Raw genomic sequence first — 23282 nt, forward strand, 5'->3', positions numbered from 1 at the left:
GCCCTTCTTCGTGCGGGAACGGTGCTCAGGCGGGGGGACGGGTACGTGTCTGCCTTGCCCCCAGGATGCCAACATTTCCAGATAGCAGATAACATCTTTCTTCTATGAGGAATAAGCCGCCGTACGCGCTCAACTCCGTGGACCACGCGCTGCGCCTCGCCGCCCTGCTCCAGCAGGAGGGCCCGATGCGGGTCACCGACGCGGCGGAGCGGCTCGGGGTGGCGGCGTCGACCGCGCACCGGCTGCTGACGATGCTCGTCTACCGGGACTTCGCCGAGCAGGGCCCGGACCGGCGGTACGGCCCGGGAAAGGTGCTGCGCCCGGCGGAGCCGTCCGGCGCGCCCGTCGCGCTGCTGCGCGAGGTGGCGGACGGGCCGCTGCGGACGCTGGTCGAGCGCACCGGCGAATCCGCGAACCTCGTGGTGCTCGCCGGGACGGAGGTGCGCTTCATCCTCACCGCCGAGTCCGACCAGATCCTGCGGGTCGGCGACCGGACGGGCGTGTCGCTGCCCGCGCGGCTGACGTCCGGCGGCAAGGCCATCCTCGCCGCCCTCGACCCGGCGGACCTGGCCGCCCGCTACGGCGACGCGCCCGGGTTCGACCTCGACCGGCTGCGGCGCGAGCTGGCGCTGGTGCGCGACCGCGGATTCGCGATCAACGACCAGCTCACCGAGACCGGCCTGACCGCGCTCGGCGTGGCGATCAAGAACCCGGCGGGCGTCCCGCTGGCCGGGCTGTCCATCGCGCTGCCGACCGCCCGCTTCGACCGCGACCGCCTCCCCGGCTGGGTCGGCGCGCTGTCCGCCGCCGCCCAGCGCATCGAGACCGCCCTGGCGGTCAACGCCGCTAGAGCGGAAGGGGCTGGTGGCGGGTGAAGGCCGCCACGTCGGCTTCGAGCGCGCGGGCGGTGGCGCGCAGCTCGGGGAGGAGGCGTTCGCGCATCTGCTCGACGGGTTCGCGGGCGGCGGGCGCGGCGATGTTGAGCGCGGCGACCACACCCCGTCCGGCCGCGTGGATCGGGACCGCGATGGACCGCAGCCCCGCCTCCAGCTCCTGATCGACGACGGCGTACCCGTCGTCGCGGGCCGTGGCGATCTCCCGGCCCAGCTCGGCGGCGCCGGTCAGCGTGCGATCGGTGAAGGCACGGCGGTCGGAGCGCCCGATCAGCTTTGCCGCCTCGCCGTCCGGCAGCCCGGCCAGCAGGACGCGTCCCATCGCGGTGGCGTAGGCGGGGAAGCGGGTGCCGACGGTGATCTCGACCCGCATGATCCGGGACGCCTGCGCGCGGGCGACGTAGCGGATGTCCGTGCCGTCCAGCACCACGACGGACGCCGAGTCGTGGACGCGCACCACGAGATCACGCAGATGCGGGCGGGCCAGCTCCTCGAACGTCAGACTGCTCACCTGCCGGTATCCGAGGTCGAGGACGCGTGGCAGCAGCGCGAACCGGCCCTCGCTTTCGCGGGCGTAGCCGAGGGCGGTCAGTGAGAGGAGCGCGCGGCGGGCCGTGGCGCGGGCCTGGCCGGTCAGGGCCGCGGCTTCGGAGATCGTCCGTCCGCCGGCCCGGGTGCCGATGGCGTGCAGGACGTCCAGGCCGCGATCTAGCGACTGGAGGAATTCCGCTCCGAGCCTGGCCTTCAGGTGGCCGTTCGAGCTGGGCGCCGCTGTCTCGTCCGGGTGCGGCTGCCGCTGCGCTGCCGTGAGCTGCTCCATCTCGGCGACGCACGCCATGACGGCCGCCCGCGCATGCGCCTGAAGGGACGCGGCCGAGTGGCGGCTGGCATGGCTGACCACGATCAACGCGGCCGCTTGGAGAGGCGCCCTGACGGGGACCGCGACGGGGACCGCGACAGGGACCGCGACGGCGACGAGCCCCGGCTCCAGGAAGTCGTCGTCCAGCTCCCACCCGGCCGAGGGGAACGGGCGTTGCAGCAGGTCACCGACCTTGAACGCGATCGCCAGGGACCCGCCGGGCCGCGACTGGCCGACGATGCGGAGCCCGTCCCGGTCGGGCACGGCGAGCACGACCGACTCGTCCAGTTCGCCGGCAAGCCGCGCGATACGTCCGGCCAGAACGCCGTCGGGGTCGAGCCCAGACAGGTAGAGGTTGCCGATGTCCATCGTCCGGGGCGTGGCGACGACGTCCCGGCCCTTCCAGCGCAGGTATCCGGTCTCGGCGAGCGTGCTGAGCACGCGGTCGACGGTGGAGCGGGCCAGCCCGGTCTCCGCGACCAGGTCGGCGGGACGCGGCGGCGAGCCCGCGCGCCCGACGACCTCCAGGATCTCCAGCCCCCGTTTCAGCGGCCCGACCGGATCGACGTCGCGCATCACCCCTCCTCTCGGCCTCTTGACATCGCCCGGACGACCGCCGACACTGCATCGACAATTCTGAAGCAAAGTTCACCAGGCGAACAGGACGGACGATACCGGCATGGACAAGGTGGTGGCGAACGCGGCGGCGGCCGTCGCGGACGTTCCGGACGGGGCGTCGCTGGCCGTGGGCGGGTTCGGGCTGAGCGGCGTCCCGAACGTCCTCATCGAGGCGCTGCACGCGGCCGGGCCCGGCGAGCTGAGCGTGGTGTCGAACAACTGCGGCGTCGACGGCGGCGGGCTCGGCATCCTGCTGGAGGCGGGGCAGATCGTCCGGGTGACCGGCTCCTACATCGGCGACAACAAGACGTTCGCCCGCAAGTACCTGGCGGGCGAGGTCGAGGTCGAGCTGATCCCGCAGGGCACGCTGGCGGAACGGCTCCGCGCGGGCGGCTGCGGCATCCCCGCCTTCTACACCCCCGCCGGGGTCGGGACACCCGTCGCCGACGGCGGCCTGCCGTGGCGGTACGGCGCGGACAAGTCGGTCGTGGTGGCGTCCCCGCCCAAGGAGGTCCGCGAGTTCGACGGAACGCCGTACGTCCTGGAACGCGGCATCCGCACCGATTTCGCGCTGGTGCGGGCGCGGCGCGGCGACCGGCACGGCAACCTGGTGTTCGGCAAGGCGTCCCGGAACTTCAACCCGCTCGCGGCGATGGCGGGACGCGTCACGCTCGCGGAGGTCGAGGAACTGGTGGACGCCCTCGACCCCGACGAGGTGCACCTGCCGGGCGTGTTCGTCCAGCGGGTCGTGGAGCTGACGCCGGAGCAGGCGGCCGGCAAGGGAATCGAGAAGAGGACGGTGCGCGCCTGATGGCCTGGTCCCGCGACGACATGGCGGCCCGCGCCGCCGCCGAGCTGACCGACGGCTCGTATGTGAACCTCGGGATCGGCCTGCCGACTCTCGTCCCCGGCCATGTGCCGCCCGGCGTGCACGTCGTCCTGCATTCGGAGAACGGCATCCTCGGCGTCGGGCCCTACCCGACCGAGGACGAGGTCGACCCGGACCTGATCAACGCGGGCAAGGAGACCGTCACCGTCCTGCCGGGCGCGTCGTACTTCGACTCGTCGCTCTCGTTCGGGATGATCCGCGGCGGCCACATCGACACCGCGATCCTCGGCGCGATGCAGGTGTCGGCCGGCGGCGACCTGGCGAACTGGATGATCCCCGGCGCGCTGGTGCGGGGCATGGGCGGGGCGATGGACCTGGTCCACGGCGCGCGGCGGGTGATCGTCCTGACCACGCACAACGCCAAGGACGGGACGCCGAAGATCGTCGAGAACTGCGACCTGCCGCTGACCGGCCGGGCGTGCGTCGACCGGATCATCACGGACCTGGCCGTCCTGGACGTCACCCCGTCCGGCCTGGCGCTGGTCGAGACGGCCCCCGAGGTGACGGTCGCGGAGGTCGTGTCCCGAACCGGCGCCAAGGTGATCACCTGAGGCTGCGGCGGGCGGGCCGGACCGGCTGCGTGGACTGCGTGGACTGCGTGGACTGCGTGGACTGCGTGGACTGCGCGAGCTGCGCGGACTGGGCGGACTGCGTGGGCTGGGCGGGCTCCGCGCAGGCGCCGGACGCGCATCGGGCGAGCCACACCTGCCAGTCGGCGTCGTAACGGTCGCCGATGGTGGTGGTGAGGAACGTCCGGGCCGCGTTCCAGTTCCCCACCCGGTAATGGCCGAGCAGCGTCGCGATATCGCCGGGATGTTTCTCGAACATGTACCGGACCGCGAGGTAGCTCCACTGATAGATGCGGGCCGCGTCGTGGCCGTAGTTGGTGTCCCACAGCTTGCTCAGCGCGTACGTGTGCTTGGCCGCCTCCGCGATCGCCGCAGCGTTGGTGACCTTTCGGTAGGAGTAGGAGACGTATTCGGCGAACCCTTCGATCCACCAGATGGTGGGCGTGCTGACGTTGGCGCCGAAACCGCCGTACAGGTCGAACCGGCCATCGAGATAATGCGTGTACTCGTGGTTGAGGTTCCGGATCTCGAATCTGGGGCGCACCCGCTCCTCCTCGAAGGTGATGGCCCGAGCCTGATTCCCGGGCACGGCCGGATCGCCCTCCAGATACATGCCGCCGGTGTTGACGTTGACGCCGAACATCACGCCCGCGTACGTCCGGTAATCAGCGCGGGAGTCGAAGACGGAGACCTCGATCGTGGAGTTGTGGTCGTCCGCGACGGGCTGGTTCCCGTCCTTCACCAGGCCGTGGAAGTAGGCGTCCTGCCCCATGAGGCTCGTGCACGTGTCGGATAGCTGCTCGGCCGTCATCTCCTGCGCACGGATCCTGAGTCCGGCACTGCACGCGTGAGCGATGGTCAGGACGCTCCGCGCGAGCCGTTCCTTCAGATCGCACGTGTCGTAATAGGAGCAGTTGGCCCGGTCGTAGTGGTCGGTCATCTCGGCGACGCCGACCCACAGCGGCGCCGTCCTCCCGGTCATGCCGCTCTTGCCGAGCAACCCCTTGGCCAGTGGCCTCACCTTGGCCCGCAGCGAGGCATGCTGCAGGAAGCGCCCCAGCTCACGCCCGGCATTGGACGTCAAATGGCTGCGGCCGGTGCCGAGCAGATCAAGATGGCCGACCGCAAAGGAATTGAGCGTGTCAAGAACACCCGGGTCCGCTTCCACCGCTGTGACGAATTCGGGTACCTGGTGGCCGCGGAACAGGATCACGTAGACGTTGTTGACCGCCTTGAGCATCCGCCGGTGTGCGTCGTAGGTGCTGTTGTAGCCGTTCAGGAGCCGCTCGACGACGTAGATGTAGCGGGCGTTCTCCTGCGCGCTGTCGACGAGCGTGACCGCCTCGGCGAGTACCTCCCCGTTCGCGTCACTGACCGTGGACGATGCCGAGTTCCCAAAGAAGGCGTCCAACCCCGCCTGAACGGCCGCCTTCAGGGCCGCCCCATAGGGCCCCACAGTTGACGGGTTGTACCACTGGACGTAGTAACCGGCGCGCAGATACACCACCAGCTGGGCGGTACTCCCGCTGTTGTCGCCCGCATAGTGCACCGCGTTGTCGCGCAACGCACCAGCGACCGTGACCATCTGAGATTCGCGGAACGCGTCGTGGGCGTCCTTGCCGGTCAAGCCGAAAAGCGTATTGATACAAGCCGTCGTGGACGTTTTGATCTGCTGCACCAGCGCGCTGCCCGAGCGGCTCCCGAAGTCGCCCGGACTGCACTCCGCCCCCGTCCACTCCCGCCGCCCCTCGGATTCACGCGGCGAAGCCGACAGCGGCGGACGCTCCTCGACCGGCAACGCGGATCCCCGGCCATGCCCGCCCGCGTATTCGCCGTTCTGCCCCGTGACCGGATGCGGTTTCGGATGAGCGCCGGGGGGCGAGACCACCAGCACGATCCCGAGCACCAGGACAACCCACACCCCCTCCCGCATTTCCTGCGCCGCACTCCGCGAAACCCACTGACCACGAACCGAAATGCAAAGTCCCGGCCCCTGGCCGGAACGCGTCACCCACCGGGCACGGCCGCCGCACCGCCGCTGATCCTGACAATGCGGTCGTCCAGGTCGAAGAGCACGACCAGCCGATAGGGGCCATCACCATCCGACCGCTGACCCTGCACACGAGCAGGAGTGTTCTCCACAATTCTGGCGCCGTCCCGGCTGAGCACGGCGTTGACCTCCGGATGCTCCTTGGCCCTCTCCAGCGGACACCGAACGGTGATGCGATGCCCGTCGTCCGATTCGACGACAATGACCGCGGGCGATTCCTCGATCTCGAAGCCGTGCCGCTCCATGAAGCCGCGAACCACCCGGCGCTGCTCGTCCGGCCACACCTCCGCCGCACTCGTGAGAAGGCGGGGAACCGCCGGCCGATCGAACTGCGCCTCAGGAAGGCTCGGATCATCGATCGCCAGAACGAGGCGACCCTTCCCGTCATTGACGGTGACGAAGCTGACCCCTCTGGCGCCGATCAGCGGAGCCGCGGCCAGCGCCATCGTGAACGCGCCCTCGGCCGGATGGTTGAAGCGGGAGAAGTCGAGATGCCCCTTGATCAGTTCGGGAATCTGATGCCGCTCACCGAACTCCCGGATAATGCCCAGCTTCGCCAGCGCGGGCAGATCCTGCTCCCAGCTGGAGTTGTCCCACGTCCACAACCAGGTCTGGGACAGATTGGAGAAGCTGCCCAGGATGGTGAGACCCTGCAGCACGCGACCGTCCAACGTCACGGTCGCCTCCTCCGGGTTCCATTCGATGTAGTTCTGCTCGAAGCCGTCGTTGAAGGCGTCCTGTTGCTGGATCGCGGCGGCGCAGTTCTCACTCGCGAACGCCTGGAACTCCGGGCTGTAGAAGGTCGGCCCGTCGGGGAACTCACCCCAGAACCGCGCCATCCGCTGCCGTCCCGAATTCGCGTAGATGTCACTCAGCCTGCGCGCGGACTTCTTGTTCCCGACCTCCAGGACCGCCCTGCGCAACCACGTGACACCCTCATTCACATCCTGCTGCGCCAGATAGAGGCCCGCGAGCGCGTCAGCGGCATTGGGATGCTTGAGCTCCGCAGCGCGCCGCCACGCCTCCATGCGCTTCTCGGGTTCACCCCGGTCCTGCCAGACGAACCCCAGTTTGTAGGCGGCGATGGCGTTCCCGAGATCCGCCGCTCGCCCGTACCACTCCGCCGCCGCGACAAGGTCGCCTTTCCCGTCATCGTCGTATATCGCTCCAAGGTTGGAGGCCGCCTTGTCATCGGAGGCCAGCTCCCAGGCGCGCAGGTAGCACTGCTTGGCCTCGTCCACGTCCCCCCGCTCGCCCAGGATCACCCCAAGGTTGAGATAGGCCCCGGCGTGCTCCCCCGCAACAGCCTGCCGATACCACCGCTCGGCCTCTGCCAGATCGCCCTCACGCTGTGCCTGAACCCCCCGCTCGTACAGACCATTCGCATCATCCATCTGTCCGGCGTCGCTCATGCGGGCACTCCTCGTGATTCGGGTCGGGGCGGTTGATCACAGAGAACGACGCCAAGAACCCGTCCCCGGTTCGCCCGTCGGTTCCGCGAGTCGATATCGGGAGGCTGGGTGAGTGCTTTGTGCGCGGTACGATCCGCGGATCATGACGATGGTGAACCTCGGCGCCACGGCCGGCACTTGATGTGGAGGGACCGGTTTCCTCCCGCTGACGGGTTCGTCTCGAACCTGCTCGGGGTCGTCAACGACTATCCGACCTGCGATCCGGTGGAGCTGCTGGAGACGGTCGCCGAGCTGAGCGTGGAGCACCCCGATCCCCGCGTGCGGGCGGGGCAGATCCTCGCGCTCTACTCGACCTGTTTCTGGGCCGCTCACCTGCTCCGCGACCAGCAGGTCTACGACAAGCTGATCGCCGCGGCGGCGCTGGCCGACGAAACGCTGGACACCTGCGACGAAGATCATCCGGGCCACGTCGAGCTCGACAACCTTGAGCGCATCGTGCGGTGGATCCCGGCGATCGAGGACCCCGACGTGGCCACCGCCGCCGGACTCGCGGACCGCGACGAGCTCGCGCTGTTCTCGTGCCCGGCCTGGCTCCGGACGATGGCCTGCGAGGCCGTGGAGGTGCTGCTGACACGGCGCCCGGCCGAGTTCGGGATGCCGGACTTCAGCTTGCTGACGCCCGCGTACGTGGTCGACGGCGCCCTGGACGTCATCGCGCTAACCGTCAGCGTCGGCCTCGATCCCGAGGACGCGTCGTCGCAGGTCACGAGCCTCTGGGCAGCCCAGAGGCTCCGCAGCGGCGTGCCGGGGCGCGAGCTGCTGCCGTTGACGGCGGCGGTCTGCTTCGCCCTGGCCGGACAGGACGCGACCGCCCCGCCGGCCGTCCCGACCTACCTGCGCGAGGTCCTCAACCGGGTCGTGGCGGACTCGGCGTGCGCGCACGGCGAGCGCCACGACACCGGCCCCGGCGCCTGGCTTCCGGGCGTCGAGTACCTGTACAAGCCGGCGCGCTTCGACGATGACGAGCCGGTCGACGAAGCCCTGTGGCACTGCCCCGGCCAGCGCGCCGCGATGATACGCACGGCATTGCGCCTCAGCGCGCCGCTTGAGCAGTGAGCTGATTCCATGCTCTGCGAGCGTCCACCATTGTCAGGAGGCGGTGGCGGCCTTCCATAGGTGGCCGTCGGGGTCGCTGAAGTAGCCGGAGTATCCGCCCCATTCGGCGCCGGTCGCCTCTTTGACCACGGTGCCACCGGCCGCCACGGCGGCGCGCATTACCTCGTCCACCGTGTCGCGGGAGTCGGTGATGAAGTGGAACGAGGTGCCGCGGAATCCCGATCCCTCCGCGGGGACGCCCGCGTCCTCCGCCGCCGCGTCCCACTTGTACAGGACGAGCGAAGCGCCCTCGCCCAAGCCGCATTTGACGTAGTCGCCGTAGTCCTGAACGATCTCGCAGCCCAGGCCCTCCCCATAGAACTTCTTCGCGCGGGCCACATCCGCGACGCCGAGCATGATGGCGTTCACCTGCAACTTCGTTTCCATGCCGGTCACGTTAGGCGCGGGCCGGTCGGCGCCGCTTCTCGATTCCTGATCGGTCCGGGCAAAGGTCGATCTCCGGGGTTTCTCCGGGTTATCCCTGATGTCCGGTGGTGCCGTCCGTCCGTACGGTCCTTCTATGACAGAACGGTTATCGCTCGTGATGACATGGCGGCTCAAGGCGGCCGCAATGGGCGGCCTCTGCCTGGCCGCCATGGTGACCGCCGGAATCGCGCTGGGCGACCGCGTCCCGCCCTTGGACTCCTGGATCGTCGACCACCTGTACTCCCGGCCGGAGACGACGGCCGCCGTGATCGCCACAGTGATCAGCGGCGCCGGAACGCTCGCCGGGCTTGCCCTTCTCCTGGCGGCCGCGGCGGGTCTGGTGTGGCGGCGCGGTGCTCGGCTGCTTCCGCGTCATGGCCTGCTGCTCGTGGCGTGCCTTGCCACCGTGGCTCTGCAGGCGGCCTTCCGACGTCCGGGCCCGCCGGTCACGTCCCAGGACTGGACCTACCCCAGCGGACACGTGACCGTGCTCGCCGCGCTGGCCTTCACCACCTTCGTGATCAGCCTGGAACTGACGGCCGCATGGCGCGCCACCGTGCTCGTCGGCAGCGTGACGACCCTGGCGGCGGTGGCGGCGAGCCGCGTCACGCTGGGCGAGCACTATCTGGTGGACGTGGTCGCCGCGTTGTTCGCCACGGTCGGCGCCGGGCTCCTCGCCGTCGCCGTTCTGGATCTCCGGCCACGCAGGCGGGTCCGCCTCCCCGCGCTGGGAGGCCGCCTGTAGCGCCCGTATCGGAATGGCCGGTCACGATAGGACTCCTGTCGTGACCGGCCGTCCGGTCGTCACCGCGTTCGCGGGGACGTGATCAGTTGCGCGAGCAGAAGCTGCTCTGGGTGTCGTCGGCGTGGCGGCCTTCGGCGTCGTAGACCGAGACCGAGACGTAGGTGTCCTGGTACGGATCGCATCTGCCGCTGATGGTGACGTGGTTGTTGTCGTAGTCGTTGATGCGGCGAGCCTGCGAGCCGTTGGAGCTGACCTGGACCTCGTCGGGTTCGGTGCCGCCCTCCCAGAAGAGATCGCAGGTGAAGGGGTTGCCGTAGAGGTCGTCCGCGAAGCAGAAGAACCCGGTGATCCGCGGGGGCGGGATGACGAGGGTCGCCAGGCACAGGTTCAGGATGGTGGCGTTGTAGTCGAACTGCCGCGGCAGGTCCCCGTTGTGGTCGCCTTCCCGGCCGGTCAGGTGACCGATCTCGTGCAGGACGGCGATGGTGCGCTCCTGCTCGGGCGTCGGGGCGAACACCGCGACGGGGGAGATCGGCAGCCCAGGGTCGGGGGCGAAGAAGCTGGGGTGCACGGTGATGGTGCCGCGGACCCCGGCGTTGATCGGTGCGGACGCGACGGCGCCTGCGGGCTGGCCGGCGGGGACCGGCCCCGGGACGATGGGCACGCGCACCGCCACCGCCTGGGGATCGCGGTCTTCCGGTCGCTGGAAGTCCGGGCCGGTCAGGTATCGCTTGCAGGTGGGGCGCAGCAACGCGATCTGGGCGTTGAACCGGGCCCGGTCGATGATCTCCTGCTGATCCTGCGCCGCCGCCGGAGTGCTGGTGATAACCAGGAAACAACCGGTGGCGACGATGGCCGCGGTCATGGCGGCCACCAGGCGCCGGCTCCAGCTTCTGGGCGGCCGGTGGCTGGGAGGTGGGACGGCGACCAATGGGGTCATTGCGGTCGGCACATTGGCTCCTTCGGCAAGAGAGGGGCGCCCGTTCCTGGGACCGGGCATCGGGGTATTCGTCGCCCGGGCCCGAGCGGATCTCCCGTCCGCATGCCGTAAGGGGTTGGTAATGCCGCCTCGCCGGGCCTACTCGGTCCTTGCGTCGAAGGCGTAGGCCGCGCCGCGGTGGTGGCGTTCGCCGGGCGTCACTGGCGGGTGCGGGCGTAGTGGGCGTTGACCTTGGCTCGGTTGCCGCAGCCGGTCATGGAGCACCACCGGCGACGGCCGTTGCGCGAGGTGTCGAGGAACCACAGGACGCAGCCGGTGCCCGCGCAGTGGCGGAGCCGGTCCGGGGGCGCGGTGGCGAGGAGGTCGAGGTAGGCGCGCGCCGCGAGCCATGCGGGATGCCATGACTCGTCGTCCAGGTTCACGTGCTCGGCAGGGTCGCCGTCTTGCAGGGAGAGGCGCAGCGTGCCGTGTTCCAGGACGGCGTTGACCTCGTCGTCGACGCCCTCGTCCAGGGAACGCCGGATGGCGGCGCGCGCCGTCCGGAGAGGCTCCAGGTAGCGCGCGGAGCCGGCGGACGGCAGGCCGTGTTCGCGCAGCCAGGCGTCGAGGGCGACGGGGTCGTCGAACTCGTCCAGCGTCACCCCTCCCTCCGGCCATCGCGTGTTGACCAGATCCAGCGGCAGGGGTTCACCCATCAGCGGTCTGCGCGCCATGCCCCCACCCTAACCGACAAGACGAGCTTGACAAGTTAGGTCCGGCGATGCAATAACTCTAACTGTTGTAATCATTTTTACCGGTTAGAGGGGACGAGCGATGGGGCAACGACGCGTCACCGGGGCGGCACTCGCCGCGCCGGCCGCCCCGTCCACCCGCTGGAACGACCGAAGGGAAAGCGCACGATGAACGTCCGTCACCGCACCGTCCAGATCAAGGGCCTCGACGTCTTCTACCGGGAGGCCGGCGACCCGGCGAACCCCACCGTCGTCCTCCTGCACGGCTTCCCCACCAGCTCGGCGATGTTCCGCGAGCTGCTACGCGAACTGTCCGGCGAGTACCACCTCATCGCCCCCGACCACATCGGCTTCGGCCAGTCGGCGACGCCCCTGGTCCACGAGTTCGAGTACAGCTTCGAGAACCTCACCGAGATCACCCTCGGCCTGCTCGACGCGCTCGGGCTCGACCGGTTCGCGCTCTACATCCAGGACTACGGCGCGCCCATCGGGCTGCGCATCGCCAGCCGCCATCCCGGCCGGGTCACCGCCATCATCAGCCAGAGCGGCAACGCCTACACGGAGGGCTTCACCCCCTTCTGGGAGCTGCTGTTCGCGTACGCCAAGGACCGGGAGGCGAACGAGGCCGCCGTCCGCGAACTGCTGGAGCCGGACGCCACCCGCTGGCAGTACACCCACGGCGTCCCCGCCGACCGCCTGGACCGGCTGTCCCCCGACACCTGGACCCTGGACCAGGCCTACCTCGAACGGCCCGGCAACAAGGAGATCCAGCTCCAGCTTTTCTGGGACTACCAGTTCAACCTCGACGGCTATCCGGCCTTCCAGGAGTACTTCCGCACCCACCGTCCGCCCACCCTGATCGCCTGGGGCCGCAACGACGAGATCTTCGGGGCCGAGGGCGCCACGGCGTACGCCCGTGACCTGCCCGACGCCGAGATCCATCTCCTCGACGCCGGCCACTTCGCCCTGGAGACCCACGGACGCGAGATCGCCGACCTCATCCGCGCCTTCCTGGCCCGCACGCTCACCTGAGGAGCCGGACGGGGTCATCGGCTCGGACCGGTGCCCCCGTCCGGGGCTAGGCTGCGCAGAACTCGTTGCCTTCGGGGTCCTTCATGACCCACCAGTGCCCGGCGGGGCCCTGGTTCTGTTCGAGGACGCGGGTCGCGCCGAGGGCCTCCAGCCGGGCCACCAGGTCGTCCAGGCCGCCGGGCTCGCTGTGGACGTCGATGTGCAGCCGGTTCTTGCCCGACTTGGGCTCGGGGACGTCCTGGAACAGCAGCCGCCTGCCGTGGCCGACCCCGCTGGCCGGGTCGAACGGGTCGTCGGGGTGGCGGATCGCGGCGTAGCCGCGGAAGGTCTTGCGGCCGTCGTGCTCGACGACCGCCTCCGCGCCGATGTGCCCTGCCGCCAGCAGTTGCTCGATGAGCGCGCTCGGGTCCTCGACCTCGTAGTCCAGGGCTGCGGCCCAGAAGTCCGCGAGCGTGGACGCGTCGCCGCTGTCGATGACCAGCTTCCATCCGAGTGCCATGTAACCAGTTATATTGGTTACATGGGCATCGCCGCAAGCAAGGGGCTGACGCTGCGCACCCATCGCGGCTTCGAGTTCCGCTTCGATCCGGGCGCGCTGTGCCTGGAGTTGCTGACCACCGGCGGTCCCGGCCCGTACCGGCGGTTCGAGGTGCTGCACCGGCCTGCCGATCTGGCCGCCTGGGCGGAGCGGTCGCGGCTGACCCCGACGCCCGAGCTGGAGATCACCGACGCCGAGGTGGCGGACGCGCGGGCGCTGCGCGACGCGCTGTTCCGGGTGGTGATCGGCCACCTGCGCGGGGAGCCGTACCCGGCCGGTGAGCTGGAAACCGTCAACCGCGCGGCGGCCCGTCCGGCGCTGGCGCCGGCCGTCACGCCGTCCGGGGAGCGGCGGTGGGCCGGGCCGTCCGGCGGGACGAACCTGCTGGCCACCGTCGCGCGGGACGCCGTCGAGCTGCTGTCCGGGCCCTTCGCGCGCCGCATCCGCACCTGCGCCGCCGACAACTGCGAGCTCGTCTACGTCGACACCTCGCGGCCCGGCCGCCGCCGGTGGTGCTCGATGGAGCACTGCGGCAACCGGCACAAGGTCAAGGCGCTTCGGGCCCGCAATTCCGAGCCCGAATAGCCCCGGTGGCATCAGCGGCCGCTGCGGCGGATGCGGCCCCAGGGCTTCGCCACCGCGAGGACGGTCGCCAGCGTCAGCGCCGTCAGCGACACCGCGGGCGGGAAGAACAGGTTGGAGACGCCCGCCGGTTCGGGCGCGCCGCCGGCCAGGTCGCGGCCGTAGTCGCCGATCTCCCCCATGCCCGGACGCAGCGCCACCAGAATCAGCGTGCACAGGACGAGGTTCAGCACCAGCTTGATGCCGACCCACCAGTAGCGCACGAGTCCCCATTTCGTGCCCAGGCCCAGGATGAGCCCGGTGAGCAGGGTGAGCAACCCGCTGACGAGCATCGGCCACACGACGAACGTCGCCAGCGTCTCGTACGCCAGCCCGCGGACCTCGTCGCTGGTGCCGAACTTCCCGGTCAGCACCAGCACCGCGACCATCACGTCGATCCCGATCCACGTCCCGGCGAACACGATGTGCGCGACGAGCGCCGACTTGCGCCAGCGGCGGCCGAGCTTGAACCGGCCGCCCGGCCGCCGGGCCCCTGCCTGCTCTGGCTTCTTCTCACGTACCGCCATGTCGTCACGTCCTCCAGTCCGGTATTGGCACCGCATGAATGACGATGGCCGTTTACTGTGCGGATTCCGTCCGCTGGGAGACGACACTGCGGGTACGACGACCGGAGCATGCGGCGTCCCGCGCGCTACGCCGGGTGGGGTACCGGCCGGGCGGGGCCGGGATGCCAGGATGGCGAGCATGCCTTTCGCCGAACCGCCGGCAAGCGCGGCCTGGCAGCACCGTGACGCCCGCGCCGGATTCGAGGTCCTGCGCACGAGCCGCGGCCAGGGCATCGGCTGGACGCTGCACGGGACGACCACGGCCGTCGAGAACGGCACGGCCTGGGCCGTCGAGTACGTGATCGAGGTGGACGACGACTGGCGCACCCGCCGCGCCCGCGTCCGCCACCCCCTGGACGGCCGGCCCGGCGAACCGGCCGAGGTGACGCTGGAGAAGGCCGCGGACGGCCGCTGGCTGGTCAACGGGCGGCACGTCCCGGCCGTGGACGGCTGCGTCGACGTCGATCTCGAATCGTCCGCGGTGACGAACGCGCTGCCCGTGCACCGGCTGCGGCTGGACGTCGACGAGGCCGCGGACGCACCGGCCGTCTACGTCCGGGCCGCCGACCTGACCGTCGACCGCCTGGAGCAGACATACACGCGGCTGCCCGACAACGCCGCCGGACGCCAGTGCTACGCCTACGCCGCCCCGGCCTTCGACTTCACCGCGCGCCTGGTCTACGACGAGTCGGGCTTCGTCCTGGACTACCCCGGACTCGCCGTCCGCCGAGCTTAGAGGCGTGCCCAGCCCTCTTCCACTGATCGGCGGCAGGCGGCCGGGTCGTCGCCCGCGCTGACGAACAGGGCGGTCAGCATGGGAATCCCGTGCGCGAGCGCCGCACGCGGGAGCGGGCCCGTGGCGACGAGTGCCACCAGCCCATGGCCCATGGCCCAGCTCTGGGCCGCCAGGTCGAGCGGGTCGACGTCGCCGCGGAAGCGTCCGGCGGCCTGGGCCCGCCGGATCGCGTGGACGAGGGTGTACAGGGTGTCGTCGGCGGCCTGGGGGTCCTCCAGCTCGAAGCCCGCGTCGAACATGACGCGGTAGAGGTCCGGCTCGTCCAGGGCGTTGGCCAGGTAGGCGGCGCCCAGGGCGGTGAGGTCCCGTACCGGGTCCTCGGTCGCCTCGACCGTGGCGAGCTTGGCGGCCAGCCGCGTGAAGCCTTCCTGCCGCATCGCCTTCCACAGGCCGTCCATGCCGCCGAAGTAGGTGTAGACCGCCATGGTCGACACCCCGGTTCCGGCGACGAGGGAGCGGAGGCTGATCGGCTGCCGGGTGCGCAGCATGTGCGCCGCGCGCTCGATCAGCAGCGCGCGGACGGCGGGATCCTTCGGCCTGGGCACGAGCACCACATTACATAACACTGCTATGTTATGAGCAATATCGACTACAGGGAGGACGAGACATGGCCGTAACGACGCTCAATCCCGATGGTCTGCCGAAGCCGGACGCCTACCGGCAGCTCTCGATCGCCACCGGATCGCGGACGGTGTACCTCGCCGGCCAGGTCGCGCGGGACGCCGAGGGCGGGAAGATCGGTGCGGGCGACCTCGCGGCCCAGGCCGAGCAGGCGCTGCTCAACGTGGGCACGGCGCTGGCGGCGGCCGGCGCCACCTTCGACGACGTCGCCAAGCTGACCTTGTACATCGTCGACTGGACCGAGGACAAGATGCCGCTGCTGGGCGAGGGCATCTCGCGGGCCGCGGAGCGGATGGGGGTCAACCCGATCAAGCCGGCCACGCTGCTGGGCGTCGCGGCGCTCGCCGAGCCCGACCTCCTGATCGAGATCGAGGCCATCGCCGTCCTCGACTGACCCGTCCTCCAGCCCACCACCATTCAGGAGACGGGGGCGTGCTGGGTCAGGTAGCGGTCGAACCAGCGGGCGGCCATGTCCGTGACCTGCTCCAGCGTGCCCGGCTCCTCGAACAGGTGCGACGCGTGCGGCACCACTTCCAGCCGGTGGACGGCGCCGTGCATCCGCCCGGCGGCGTCGTCGTTCAGCCGCAGCACCTCCGGGTCGCGGGCGCCGACGATCAGCAGTACGGGCGCGGCGACCCGGCGCAGCGCGTCGCCCGCGAGGTCGGGGCGGCCGCCGCGCGAGACCACGGCGCCGACCCGGCCGGGGCGTTCCGCCGCCGCGGCCAGCGCCGCCGCGGCGCCGGTGCTCGCGCCGAACAGGCCGATCGGGTAGCCGGTGGTCGGTGGCGCGGCGGCGAGCCAGTCGATCGCGCCGGCGAGGCGCCGGGTCAGCAGGCCGATGTCGAAGCGCAGCTCGGCGGTGACGGCGTCGCGCTCGTCCTCCGCCGCGGTGAGCAGGTCGATCAGCAGCGTGCCGATCCCCGCCGCGTTGAGGCCCGCGGCGACGGCGCGGTTGCGGGGGCTGTGCCGGGAACTCCCGCTGCCGTGCGCGAAGAGCACCACGCCGCCCGGCTCGTCGGGCAGGGCCAGATCGCCTGGCAGCGCCGCGTCCGCGAGTTCGATCGTCACTTCTGCGGTGTTCATATCGCGTGGCTACCCCGCCGCCGCGCCGCCATGCCGGGGGCTCAGCGCGGGACGGGCGCGTCCGAACGGTGCTCGCCGCGCTCCGCTCCCCGGCGGACGGTGAAGAACCCGACCAGCGCGGCCAGCGCGGCGACGGCCTCCCCCGCGAGGCTGATCGTCTTGTCGGCGTACCACGACGGGTCGTACATCCGCGGAATCGGGCCGAGCCGCCCGAAATCGACGAAGTAATAGAGCAGAACCGCGCCCGCCGCGCTCGCCGCGACGAGGAACGCGATCGCGTACGTCCACCGGCGCGCCCAGAAAAGGACGAGCAGGGCCGCGACGGCGGCCGCGATCGCCTGGGCGTAGAAAAGATCGTCGCCGTGGATGGTGCCGCTCGGAGTGTTGGGTCCCGGCGCCATGTCGGGCGCGAACCGCCAGTGGACGACGGCGTCCGCCGCCAGCCCGCCGGCCACGAGTACACGAAGAAGAATGCCCATACCCATTGCACGGTGATACCCGCTCCAGGGATCAATTCCCCGGCACGAATTTCACCGGTCAGCCCGGTCGCTTCGCAATGATCATTGCGAGCCAGGTGGACGCCATCGCGCCGTAAAACGTCAGCAACGCGGCGACCGGGACCCAGCCGAGATGCGGGGCCGCGACCGCGAGCGGGGTCAGGACCGCGACGAGCGCGCCGAGCGTCCCGGCCAGCGCCACGAATGCCATGCGGCGCGGGCCGTCGAGCAGCGACGCCTCCTGCACGGGCATGACGAGGGAGAGGAAGGCGAGGCCGGGGAGGATGAGCGTGGGCGTCCACAGGGCTGTGGACATCGCCAGCAGCGCCGCGCCCGCCCCGACGAGCCCGGCGGTGACGCGTGCGGCCCTGATCTCTGCACCGTCCAGGAGCCGGCGGTGCCGCGGATCGCGGGCGAGCGACAGCGTGACCGCGGCCTGGGCCACCCAGTTCAGCCAGAACGCCCAGGTCAGCAAGATCATGAACACGAACCACGGCACGAACAGCGCGGCGGCGATGTTCAGCAGGATCTGGCGGCGCGGGCGGTACCGGACCCGCGCCAGCACCGTGTCCAGGCCGCGCAGCGGGTTGCGGCGTTTGAGGGCCCTGAGCAGGAGCCTGCCGGCGTCCGCCGACTCGGGTGCCAGCCGCAGCGCCTCGCGGAACGCGTCGGCGGCGGCGCGGTGATCGCCGGTCGCCAGCGCGACGGCGCCGTACGTGCGGTGGGCGTGCGCGCTCTCCGGCGCGAGCCGGACCGCCCGCGCCGCGTGCTCGCGCGCCCCGGCCGGGTCGCCGGTCTCGACGAGCGCCAGGCTCATGATCTTGGCGAGGTCGCCGTCGTCCGGCGCCAGCCGCAGCCCGGTCGCCGCGGCCCGGGCGGCGAGCTCGTACTCGCGGACGGCGTAGTGCGCGCGGGCCAGCCTCTCGTGGATGATCGGCTGCTCCGCGTCGCAGGCCAGCGCGTCGTTGAAGGCGCGCAGCGCTGTGTCGTGGCGGCCCGCGTTGGACAGCACGACGCCCCGCACCCAGTGCGCCATCCAGGCGCCGGGGCTCAGCTCGGCGGCGCGGTCGGCCTCCTCCAGCGCCCCGGCCGCGTTCCGCTGGGCGGACAGCGCGAGCGCGACGATCATGTGCGCGCCCGCGTGCTCCGGCTCGCGGGCCAGCACGGCGCGGGCCTCCCGCTCGGCCTCGCCGGGGCGGCGCAGCTGCAGCAGGAGCTGGGCCCGCGCGACCATGTCCCGGACGCGGGGCGCGGACGTCATCGCCGCTTGCCGCCGAGCCACGGGAGCAGGTCGTCCCACACGCCGCTCTCGTTGGCGTGCATGACGTAGTTGCGCGCCGTGCCCATCCACTCGGGGACCGCGGTCGGGCGCGCCGAACGCGCCGCGTCCAGCAGGTCGGCGGTGGACAGCGGCAGCGGGCGCCCGGCGCGCAGCGCCTCCTGCAGCTTGGCCTCGACGGCCCGGTCGACGACGCCCTTCAGGTCGGCGCCCGCGAAACCGTCGGTGGCCTCGGCGACGGCGCGGAAGTCCAGCTCGTCGAGCGGCACCTCGCGGCAGAGGAGCGCCAGGATCGCGGCGCGGGCGGGCAGGTCAGGCGGCGGGACGAAGACGAGCTGGTCGAACCGGCCGGGACGGCGGAACGCGCCGTCGACGTACCAGGGCGCGTTGGTGGCGGCGAGGATCAGCACGCCCTCGTTGGCGTCGCCGTCGACGCCGTCCATCTCGGCGAGGAACTGGTTGACGATCTGCCGGTTGTGGGCGCGGTCCATGTCGGCGCGGCGGGCGGCGAGCGCGTCGACCTCGTCGAAGAACAGCACGCAGGGGCGGTTGCGGCGGGCGGTCTCGAACGTCGCGTGCAGGTTCCGCTCGCTCGACCCGATGTACATGTCGAGGATGTCGGACAGCCCGACGCTCATGAACGCCGCGCCCAGCTCCCCTGCGGCGGCCCGCGCGAGGTGGGTCTTCCCGCAGCCGGGCGGCCCGTACAGCAGGACGCCGCCGCCCGCGCGCTTGCCGTACGCGGCGAACATCTCCGGCTGCTGGACGGGCAGCAGCAGCTTCATCCGCAGCGACTGCTTGACCTGCTCCATTCCGGCGACGTCCGCGAACGTGACGCCCGTTCTCTGCTCTTCGGGGGCGTCGTCGGACGGGCCGTCCACGGGCGCCGAGACGTCCGCCAGCGCGTGCGCGAAGGCGGGCTCGGAGACCGAGGAATGGCCGAGTTTCACCTCGAAGTCGGTGTCGGCGAGCGAGGCGTCGCGGGCGACGGCCTCCCAGTAGCGCGGTCTGGCGGCGGGCACGTTCCCTTCTGCCACGAGCGCTTTCGCGACGATGAGGCCCGCCTTCGCCGGGCCCTCCCCTGGGCCGAGGCGTTCCAGCGCGGCGAGGGCGGCGCCGTGTTTGCCCTGGCGGAGGAACGCTTCGGCGAGGCCCGTCGCGAGTTCGGCGTCGCCGGGCGCCAGGGCGAGGGCTTCGCGGAATTCGTTCTCGGCGTCTAGGAGGAGGCCCGCGTCGAGGAACTGTTCGGCCAGGTGGCGCCGCAACGGCAGGTTGCCGGGCGACACGCGCACCGCCTCGCGCAACGCGTCCAACGCTCCCCGATCCGCCACAGATGCCAGCCTTTCAGCGCGATCTGACAAAAACGCCCACGGGCGATGATGTCACGATCGCGACTGGCCGTAAGCGGTCAGTGCTGCGGCTCGGCCCCCGCGGCCCGCGCCGCGCGGACGCGCCGGTAGCTCCAGTACAGCAACCCGAAAAGGATGAAGCCGGACAGGATGAGGCCCGATCCCGTGCTCCACCCGGAGAGCGGCAGCTCCGGCACCGTCCCCCAGACGATGCCGGCGGCGAACAGGGCCAGCCCGGTCAGGATCGCGCCCGTGAGGCGCCACCACGACGTGACGCTCTCCTCCGCCGCCTGGATGGCCCGGTTCTGGACGGGTTCGACGAAGCGCTCCACGGCCGGGAACTCGCGGGCGAGGATGAGCAGACCGGCGAGCACGAGCAGCAGGCCCGGCCCCGGCAGCACCAGCAGCGCCACGCCGGTGAGCAGCACGACACCGCCCACGACGAGCACCACCACGCGCTTGGCATGCCTGCTGTACCCCATCTGGGTCCCCCTCGCTCCACCGTCCGCCAGGCCCCCGCCCAACCACCAACCAAAACGACGTGCTCCGCGCGGCGATGGTTCCCCAGCGTAGATCTTCAGCCGGGTTCGCGGTCGGTAGCGGCGGAGGCGTGCGCGTCGTGTCGGCACCGCCCCACCCTAGGACGGCCATGACCGGCGGATTTGCGGATTCTGCACGATTTGGTCGGATATGCTCACGAGCCCCTCTCCAGGATCAGAGCCACCGATGACACAGACTCCTGAGGCCGCCGTCACGGGCGACGCGGCGCAGCGCCGCGCGTCCGAGCATGCGCCCAAGGCGTCCCAGTCGGCGGAGCCGTCGCAGGCGCAGGTGGCGGGCGGTGGCGGTGTCCGTGGTGCGGTCCGGGCTCGTGATCCGCATCTCGACAACGCCAAGTTCATCGCGATCCTGCTCGTCGCGACCGGGCACGGGATGGCGGGGGTGGACGAGGTACCGCTCGCCTCGGCGGCGTACTACTTCCTCTACCTGTTCCACATGCCGGTGTTCGTCGTGATCTGCGGCTACGTGTCGAAGCGGTTCACGCTCACCGACGAGAACGCGCTCAAGCACGTCCGCTCCACCCTCGCGCCCTACCTGATCTTCCAGGCGGCCTACAGCCTGTTCGCCTGGGGGTTCGGCGACCGCCCGTTCGAGATCGGGCTGCTGAACCCGTACTACATCACCTGGTTCCTGCTGGCGCTGTTCGTCTGGCGGATATCCACACCGCTGTGGCGGCGGATGCGGTTCCCGGTGGCGGTGGCCGTGGTCGTCGCCCTGCTGGCGTTCATGAGCGACCTCGGCGGGACGCTGGACCTCTACCGGATCCTCGGCCTGATGCCGTTCTTCGTGCTGGGGCTCGTCCTGCGGCCGGAGATGCTGGAGTTCCTCCGGCGGCCCGCCGCCCGCATCCTGGGCGCGGTGACGCTGGCCACCGCGTTCGCCGGCATGTACTTCGCCTACCCGCACATGGACGCGCGGTGGGTGCGCTGGACGCACTCCAACGCCGACATGGGCGTCGGCGAGCTGACCGGAACGGCGATGCGGATGGGGCTGCTGCTCACCGGCCTGGTGCTCGCCGCCGCGTTCCTCGCCGTCGTCCCGTCCCGCCGGACCTGGTACTCGGGCATGGCGACCCTCTACACGTACCTGCTGCACGGGTTCTTCACCCGGCTGTTCACGTTCACCGGGTGGAACGAGGCCGACTGGCTGAACACCGTGCCGGGGGTCCTGCTGGTCGCGGTGGTGTGCTGCGTCGGCGCCACGCTGCTCGGCACGAGCCCGGTCCGCCGGGTGACGCGCTGGGCCGTCGAGCCCGATATACGGCCTTTGTTCAACAAACAGGGAGCGAAGTTCAGCAAGCAGTGACCGACCGGTCGCCAACAGTTCTGACTGGTCACACCGGGATCACGGCAAACCGCAAGATCGCTGAATTCGTCACATTCCCCCACGAACCAGGTACAGTTAACCGTCAGTTCTCCCCGCGTGCATCCATACGCCCTGCACAGCGCCGCAGCCCCGTCGCTCCCAATGGATCTCCACCGGTGACTGAACGGCTTCATCGCGGCGGCCATCCATGGCCGCCTAACTGAAAACAAGGACGGTCGCATTGGTCATGGCGCCGCAGGGCGAACATCGAACCGTTGCCGTCATCCTGGCGGGTGGCAGTGGGCAGCGGATGGGCCTGAGCACCCCGAAGCAGCTTCTCAAGATCGCCGGAAAGACGATCCTGGAGCACACGTTGGGCGTCTTCGAGGAGGCGCCCGACATCGACGAGATCTTCGTTCTGATGAACCCCGGTTTCCTCCAGGACGCCGCGGAATGCGTGAAAAGGGCCGGCTGCACGAAGGTCACCGCCGTCCTGCCCGGCGGGACGTCCCGCAACGCGACGACGCAGCTCGCGCTGGACGCCCTCGCCGACCACCCGGCCGAGACCACCAACGTGCTGTTCCACGACGCGGTCCGCCCGCTGCTGTCGCAGCGCATCATCCGCGACTGCGTCAGCGCGCTCCGCGAGCACCTGGCCGTCGACGTCGCCATCCCGTCCGCCGACACGATCATCCAGGTGGACGAGGACGTCATCGTCGACGTCCCCCGCCGCGCCAGCCTGCGCCGCGGCCAGACCCCGCAGGGCTTCCGCCTCGCCACCATCCGCGCCGCCTACGACAGGGCCTGGCAGGACGACGCCTTCGAGGCCACCGACGACTGCTCGGTCGTCCTGCGCTACCTGCCCGGCACGCCGATCTACGTCGTCCCCGGCGACGACCACAACATGAAGGTCACCGAGCCGGTCGACATGTTCGTCGCGGACAAGCTGTTCCAGCTCGCCTCCTCCGACGCCCCCGACCTGTCCGAGGAGCAGTACGCCGAGGCGCTCACCGGCAAGACCGTCGTCGTGTTCGGCGCGAGCCAGGGCATCGGCGCCGCCGTCGCGGAACTGGCCCAGGGATTCGGCGCCCGCGTGTTCGGCTACAGCCGCGGCGCCACCCGCACCCACGCGGAGCGCCCCGACGACGTCGCCGCCGCGCTCGCCCAGGCCTACTCGGCGACCGGACGCGTCGACTTCGTCGTCAACACGGCGGGCGTGCTCCGGATCGGGCGGCTCGACACCATCGACCCCGAGGCGATCGAGGAGGCGCTGCGCGTCAACTACCTCGCGCCGATCCACATCGCCCGCGCCGCGTTCCCCTACCTCGCGAAGACCGGCGGGCAGTTGCTGCTCTACACGTCCAGCTCATACACGCGCGGGCGCGCCGAGTACAGCCTGTACTCGTCGGCGAAGGCGGCCACGGTCAACCTCACCCAGGCCCTCGCGGACGAGTGGTCCGCCGACGGCGTGCGGATCAACTGCATCAACCCGGAGCGCACGAGCACCCCGATGCGCACGCGCGCCTTCGGCGACGAGCCCCCGCACACCCTGCTCAGCGCCGACCAGGTGGCCAGGACGTCGCTGAACGTGCTGCTGTCCGGCCTCACCGGCCAGGTCATCGACGTCCGCCGCGAGGACCCGCTCACCAGCGGCCGCACCGGCTGACGGCCCCGGCCCCCCGGACCCCGAACCCGGCCCCTCGAACCCGGGCCCCTCGGACCCGCGCCTCTTCTCCTTCTCCTCGCA

Annotated in this window: 25 protein-coding genes; 11 read left to right on the forward strand and 14 right to left on the reverse strand. The window is 70.8% G+C overall.

Going from position 1 to position 23282, the window contains the following annotated elements; all coding sequences use genetic code 11:
* Positions 1–104: 104 nt before the first annotated feature.
* On the forward strand, positions 105–875 hold the full coding sequence (locus ACH34S_RS08340; RefSeq protein WP_395951867.1) for an IclR family transcriptional regulator: 771 nt from the start codon (positions 105–107) through the stop codon (positions 873–875).
* Here the strand turns inward: ACH34S_RS08340 and ACH34S_RS08345 are convergent.
* Complete coding sequence (locus tag ACH34S_RS08345) at positions 847–2328, reverse strand: IclR family transcriptional regulator C-terminal domain-containing protein (protein WP_395951868.1); 1482 nt, start codon at positions 2326–2328, stop codon at positions 847–849. The genes ACH34S_RS08340 and ACH34S_RS08345 overlap by 29 nt on opposite strands.
* Before the next feature lie 103 nt (positions 2329–2431).
* Between ACH34S_RS08345 and ACH34S_RS08350 the strand changes: the two genes are divergently transcribed.
* Together ACH34S_RS08350 and ACH34S_RS08355 are read left to right on the forward strand one after the other, a co-directional pair.
* Positions 2432–3181, forward strand: coding sequence for a CoA transferase subunit A (locus tag ACH34S_RS08350; RefSeq protein WP_395951869.1), 750 nt, complete (start codon positions 2432–2434; stop codon positions 3179–3181).
* Positions 3181–3810 carry a 3-oxoacid CoA-transferase subunit B gene (locus tag ACH34S_RS08355; RefSeq protein WP_395951870.1) on the forward strand — a complete coding sequence of 210 codons (630 nt, stop codon included), beginning with the start codon at positions 3181–3183 and terminating at the stop codon, positions 3808–3810. The genes ACH34S_RS08350 and ACH34S_RS08355 overlap by 1 nt, the downstream gene beginning before the upstream one ends.
* Here ACH34S_RS08355 and ACH34S_RS08360 read toward each other — a convergent pair.
* Complete coding sequence (locus tag ACH34S_RS08360; protein ID WP_395951871.1) at positions 3803–5839, reverse strand: collagenase; 2037 nt, start codon at positions 5837–5839, stop codon at positions 3803–3805. The genes ACH34S_RS08355 and ACH34S_RS08360 overlap by 8 nt on opposite strands.
* Positions 5836–7290, reverse strand: a complete 1455-nt coding sequence (locus ACH34S_RS08365) for a tetratricopeptide repeat protein (protein ID WP_395951873.1) — start codon at positions 7288–7290, stop codon at positions 5836–5838. The genes ACH34S_RS08360 and ACH34S_RS08365 overlap by 4 nt, the downstream gene beginning before the upstream one ends.
* A 180-nt stretch (positions 7291–7470) precedes the next feature.
* Between ACH34S_RS08365 and ACH34S_RS08370 the strand changes: the two genes are divergently transcribed.
* A complete protein-coding gene (locus tag ACH34S_RS08370; RefSeq protein WP_395951875.1) occupies positions 7471–8406 on the forward strand; it encodes a hypothetical protein in 936 nt (311 codons plus the stop codon).
* Positions 8407–8439: 33 nt separating this feature from the next.
* On the opposite strand, the gene ACH34S_RS08375 is transcribed toward ACH34S_RS08370, so the two are convergent.
* Entirely contained in the window at positions 8440–8832 is a 393-nt protein-coding gene (locus ACH34S_RS08375) for a VOC family protein (RefSeq protein ID WP_395951876.1), read from the reverse strand.
* 133 nt (positions 8833–8965) lie between these two features.
* Between ACH34S_RS08375 and ACH34S_RS08380 the strand changes: the two genes are divergently transcribed.
* Positions 8966–9616, forward strand: coding sequence for a phosphatase PAP2 family protein (locus ACH34S_RS08380; RefSeq protein WP_395951878.1), 651 nt, complete (start codon positions 8966–8968; stop codon positions 9614–9616).
* 82 nt (positions 9617–9698) lie between these two features.
* On the opposite strand, the gene ACH34S_RS08385 is transcribed toward ACH34S_RS08380, so the two are convergent.
* Together ACH34S_RS08385 and ACH34S_RS08390 are read right to left on the reverse strand one after the other, a co-directional pair.
* Positions 9699–10481 carry a hypothetical protein gene (locus tag ACH34S_RS08385; RefSeq protein ID WP_395951879.1) on the reverse strand — a complete coding sequence of 261 codons (783 nt, stop codon included), beginning with the start codon at positions 10479–10481 and terminating at the stop codon, positions 9699–9701.
* A gap of 272 nt (positions 10482–10753) precedes the next feature.
* Complete coding sequence (locus tag ACH34S_RS08390) at positions 10754–11269, reverse strand: CGNR zinc finger domain-containing protein (RefSeq protein WP_395951880.1); 516 nt, start codon at positions 11267–11269, stop codon at positions 10754–10756.
* A gap of 186 nt (positions 11270–11455) precedes the next feature.
* Between ACH34S_RS08390 and ACH34S_RS08395 the strand changes: the two genes are divergently transcribed.
* On the forward strand, positions 11456–12319 hold the full coding sequence (locus tag ACH34S_RS08395) for an alpha/beta fold hydrolase (RefSeq protein ID WP_395951881.1): 864 nt from the start codon (positions 11456–11458) through the stop codon (positions 12317–12319).
* A 46-nt stretch (positions 12320–12365) separates the two neighbouring features.
* Here ACH34S_RS08395 and ACH34S_RS08400 read toward each other — a convergent pair whose 3' ends face one another.
* Positions 12366–12818 carry a VOC family protein gene (locus ACH34S_RS08400; protein ID WP_395951882.1) on the reverse strand — a complete coding sequence of 151 codons (453 nt, stop codon included), beginning with the start codon at positions 12816–12818 and terminating at the stop codon, positions 12366–12368.
* A 21-nt stretch (positions 12819–12839) separates the two neighbouring features.
* Between ACH34S_RS08400 and ACH34S_RS08405 the strand changes: the two genes are divergently transcribed.
* On the forward strand, positions 12840–13442 hold the full coding sequence (locus tag ACH34S_RS08405; protein ID WP_395951883.1) for a CGNR zinc finger domain-containing protein: 603 nt from the start codon (positions 12840–12842) through the stop codon (positions 13440–13442).
* Between the two features lie 11 nt (positions 13443–13453).
* On the opposite strand, the gene ACH34S_RS08410 is transcribed toward ACH34S_RS08405, so the two are convergent.
* Complete coding sequence (locus tag ACH34S_RS08410) at positions 13454–14005, reverse strand: hypothetical protein (protein WP_395951884.1); 552 nt, start codon at positions 14003–14005, stop codon at positions 13454–13456.
* 178 nt (positions 14006–14183) lie between these two features.
* Between ACH34S_RS08410 and ACH34S_RS08415 the strand changes: the two genes are divergently transcribed.
* A complete protein-coding gene (locus ACH34S_RS08415; RefSeq protein WP_395951886.1) occupies positions 14184–14780 on the forward strand; it encodes a putative glycolipid-binding domain-containing protein in 597 nt (198 codons plus the stop codon).
* Here ACH34S_RS08415 and ACH34S_RS08420 read toward each other — a convergent pair.
* Entirely contained in the window at positions 14777–15385 is a 609-nt protein-coding gene (locus ACH34S_RS08420; protein WP_395951887.1) for a TetR/AcrR family transcriptional regulator, read from the reverse strand. The two genes, ACH34S_RS08415 and ACH34S_RS08420, sit on opposite strands and share 4 nt — an antisense overlap.
* A 62-nt stretch (positions 15386–15447) precedes the next feature.
* Between ACH34S_RS08420 and ACH34S_RS08425 the strand changes: the two genes are divergently transcribed.
* Entirely contained in the window at positions 15448–15855 is a 408-nt protein-coding gene (locus ACH34S_RS08425) for a RidA family protein (RefSeq protein WP_395951888.1), read from the forward strand.
* Positions 15856–15878: 23 nt separating this feature from the next.
* On the opposite strand, the gene ACH34S_RS08430 is transcribed toward ACH34S_RS08425, so the two are convergent.
* The 5 genes from ACH34S_RS08430 to ACH34S_RS08450 form a co-directional block, all read right to left on the reverse strand.
* On the reverse strand, positions 15879–16544 hold the full coding sequence (locus ACH34S_RS08430) for a dienelactone hydrolase family protein (RefSeq protein ID WP_395951889.1): 666 nt from the start codon (positions 16542–16544) through the stop codon (positions 15879–15881).
* A 41-nt stretch (positions 16545–16585) separates the two neighbouring features.
* Positions 16586–17023 (reverse strand): hypothetical protein, encoded by a 438-nt coding sequence (locus tag ACH34S_RS08435; protein ID WP_395951890.1) that lies wholly within the window; start codon positions 17021–17023, stop codon positions 16586–16588.
* Between the two features lie 58 nt (positions 17024–17081).
* On the reverse strand, positions 17082–18323 hold the full coding sequence (locus ACH34S_RS08440) for a tetratricopeptide repeat protein (RefSeq protein WP_395951891.1): 1242 nt from the start codon (positions 18321–18323) through the stop codon (positions 17082–17084).
* Complete coding sequence (locus ACH34S_RS08445; protein WP_395951892.1) at positions 18299–19651, reverse strand: AAA family ATPase; 1353 nt, start codon at positions 19649–19651, stop codon at positions 18299–18301. Before ACH34S_RS08445 ends, ACH34S_RS08440 begins: the two co-directional genes overlap by 25 nt.
* Before the next feature lie 77 nt (positions 19652–19728).
* Positions 19729–20151 (reverse strand): PGPGW domain-containing protein, encoded by a 423-nt coding sequence (locus tag ACH34S_RS08450; protein ID WP_395951893.1) that lies wholly within the window; start codon positions 20149–20151, stop codon positions 19729–19731.
* A gap of 244 nt (positions 20152–20395) precedes the next feature.
* Between ACH34S_RS08450 and ACH34S_RS08455 the strand changes: the two genes are divergently transcribed.
* Positions 20396–21535, forward strand: coding sequence for an acyltransferase family protein (locus tag ACH34S_RS08455; RefSeq protein ID WP_395951894.1), 1140 nt, complete (start codon positions 20396–20398; stop codon positions 21533–21535).
* 247 nt (positions 21536–21782) lie between these two features.
* Positions 21783–23201: an SDR family NAD(P)-dependent oxidoreductase gene (locus ACH34S_RS08460; RefSeq protein ID WP_395951895.1), complete on the forward strand. Its 1419-nt coding sequence runs from the start codon at positions 21783–21785 to the stop codon at positions 23199–23201.
* Positions 23202–23282: the final 81 nt, after the last annotated feature.

The sequence above is a fragment of the Actinomadura sp. 3N508 genome (assembly GCF_044326375.1).
In the GTDB taxonomy this organism is placed as follows: Bacteria; Actinomycetota; Actinomycetes; order Streptosporangiales; family Streptosporangiaceae; genus Spirillospora.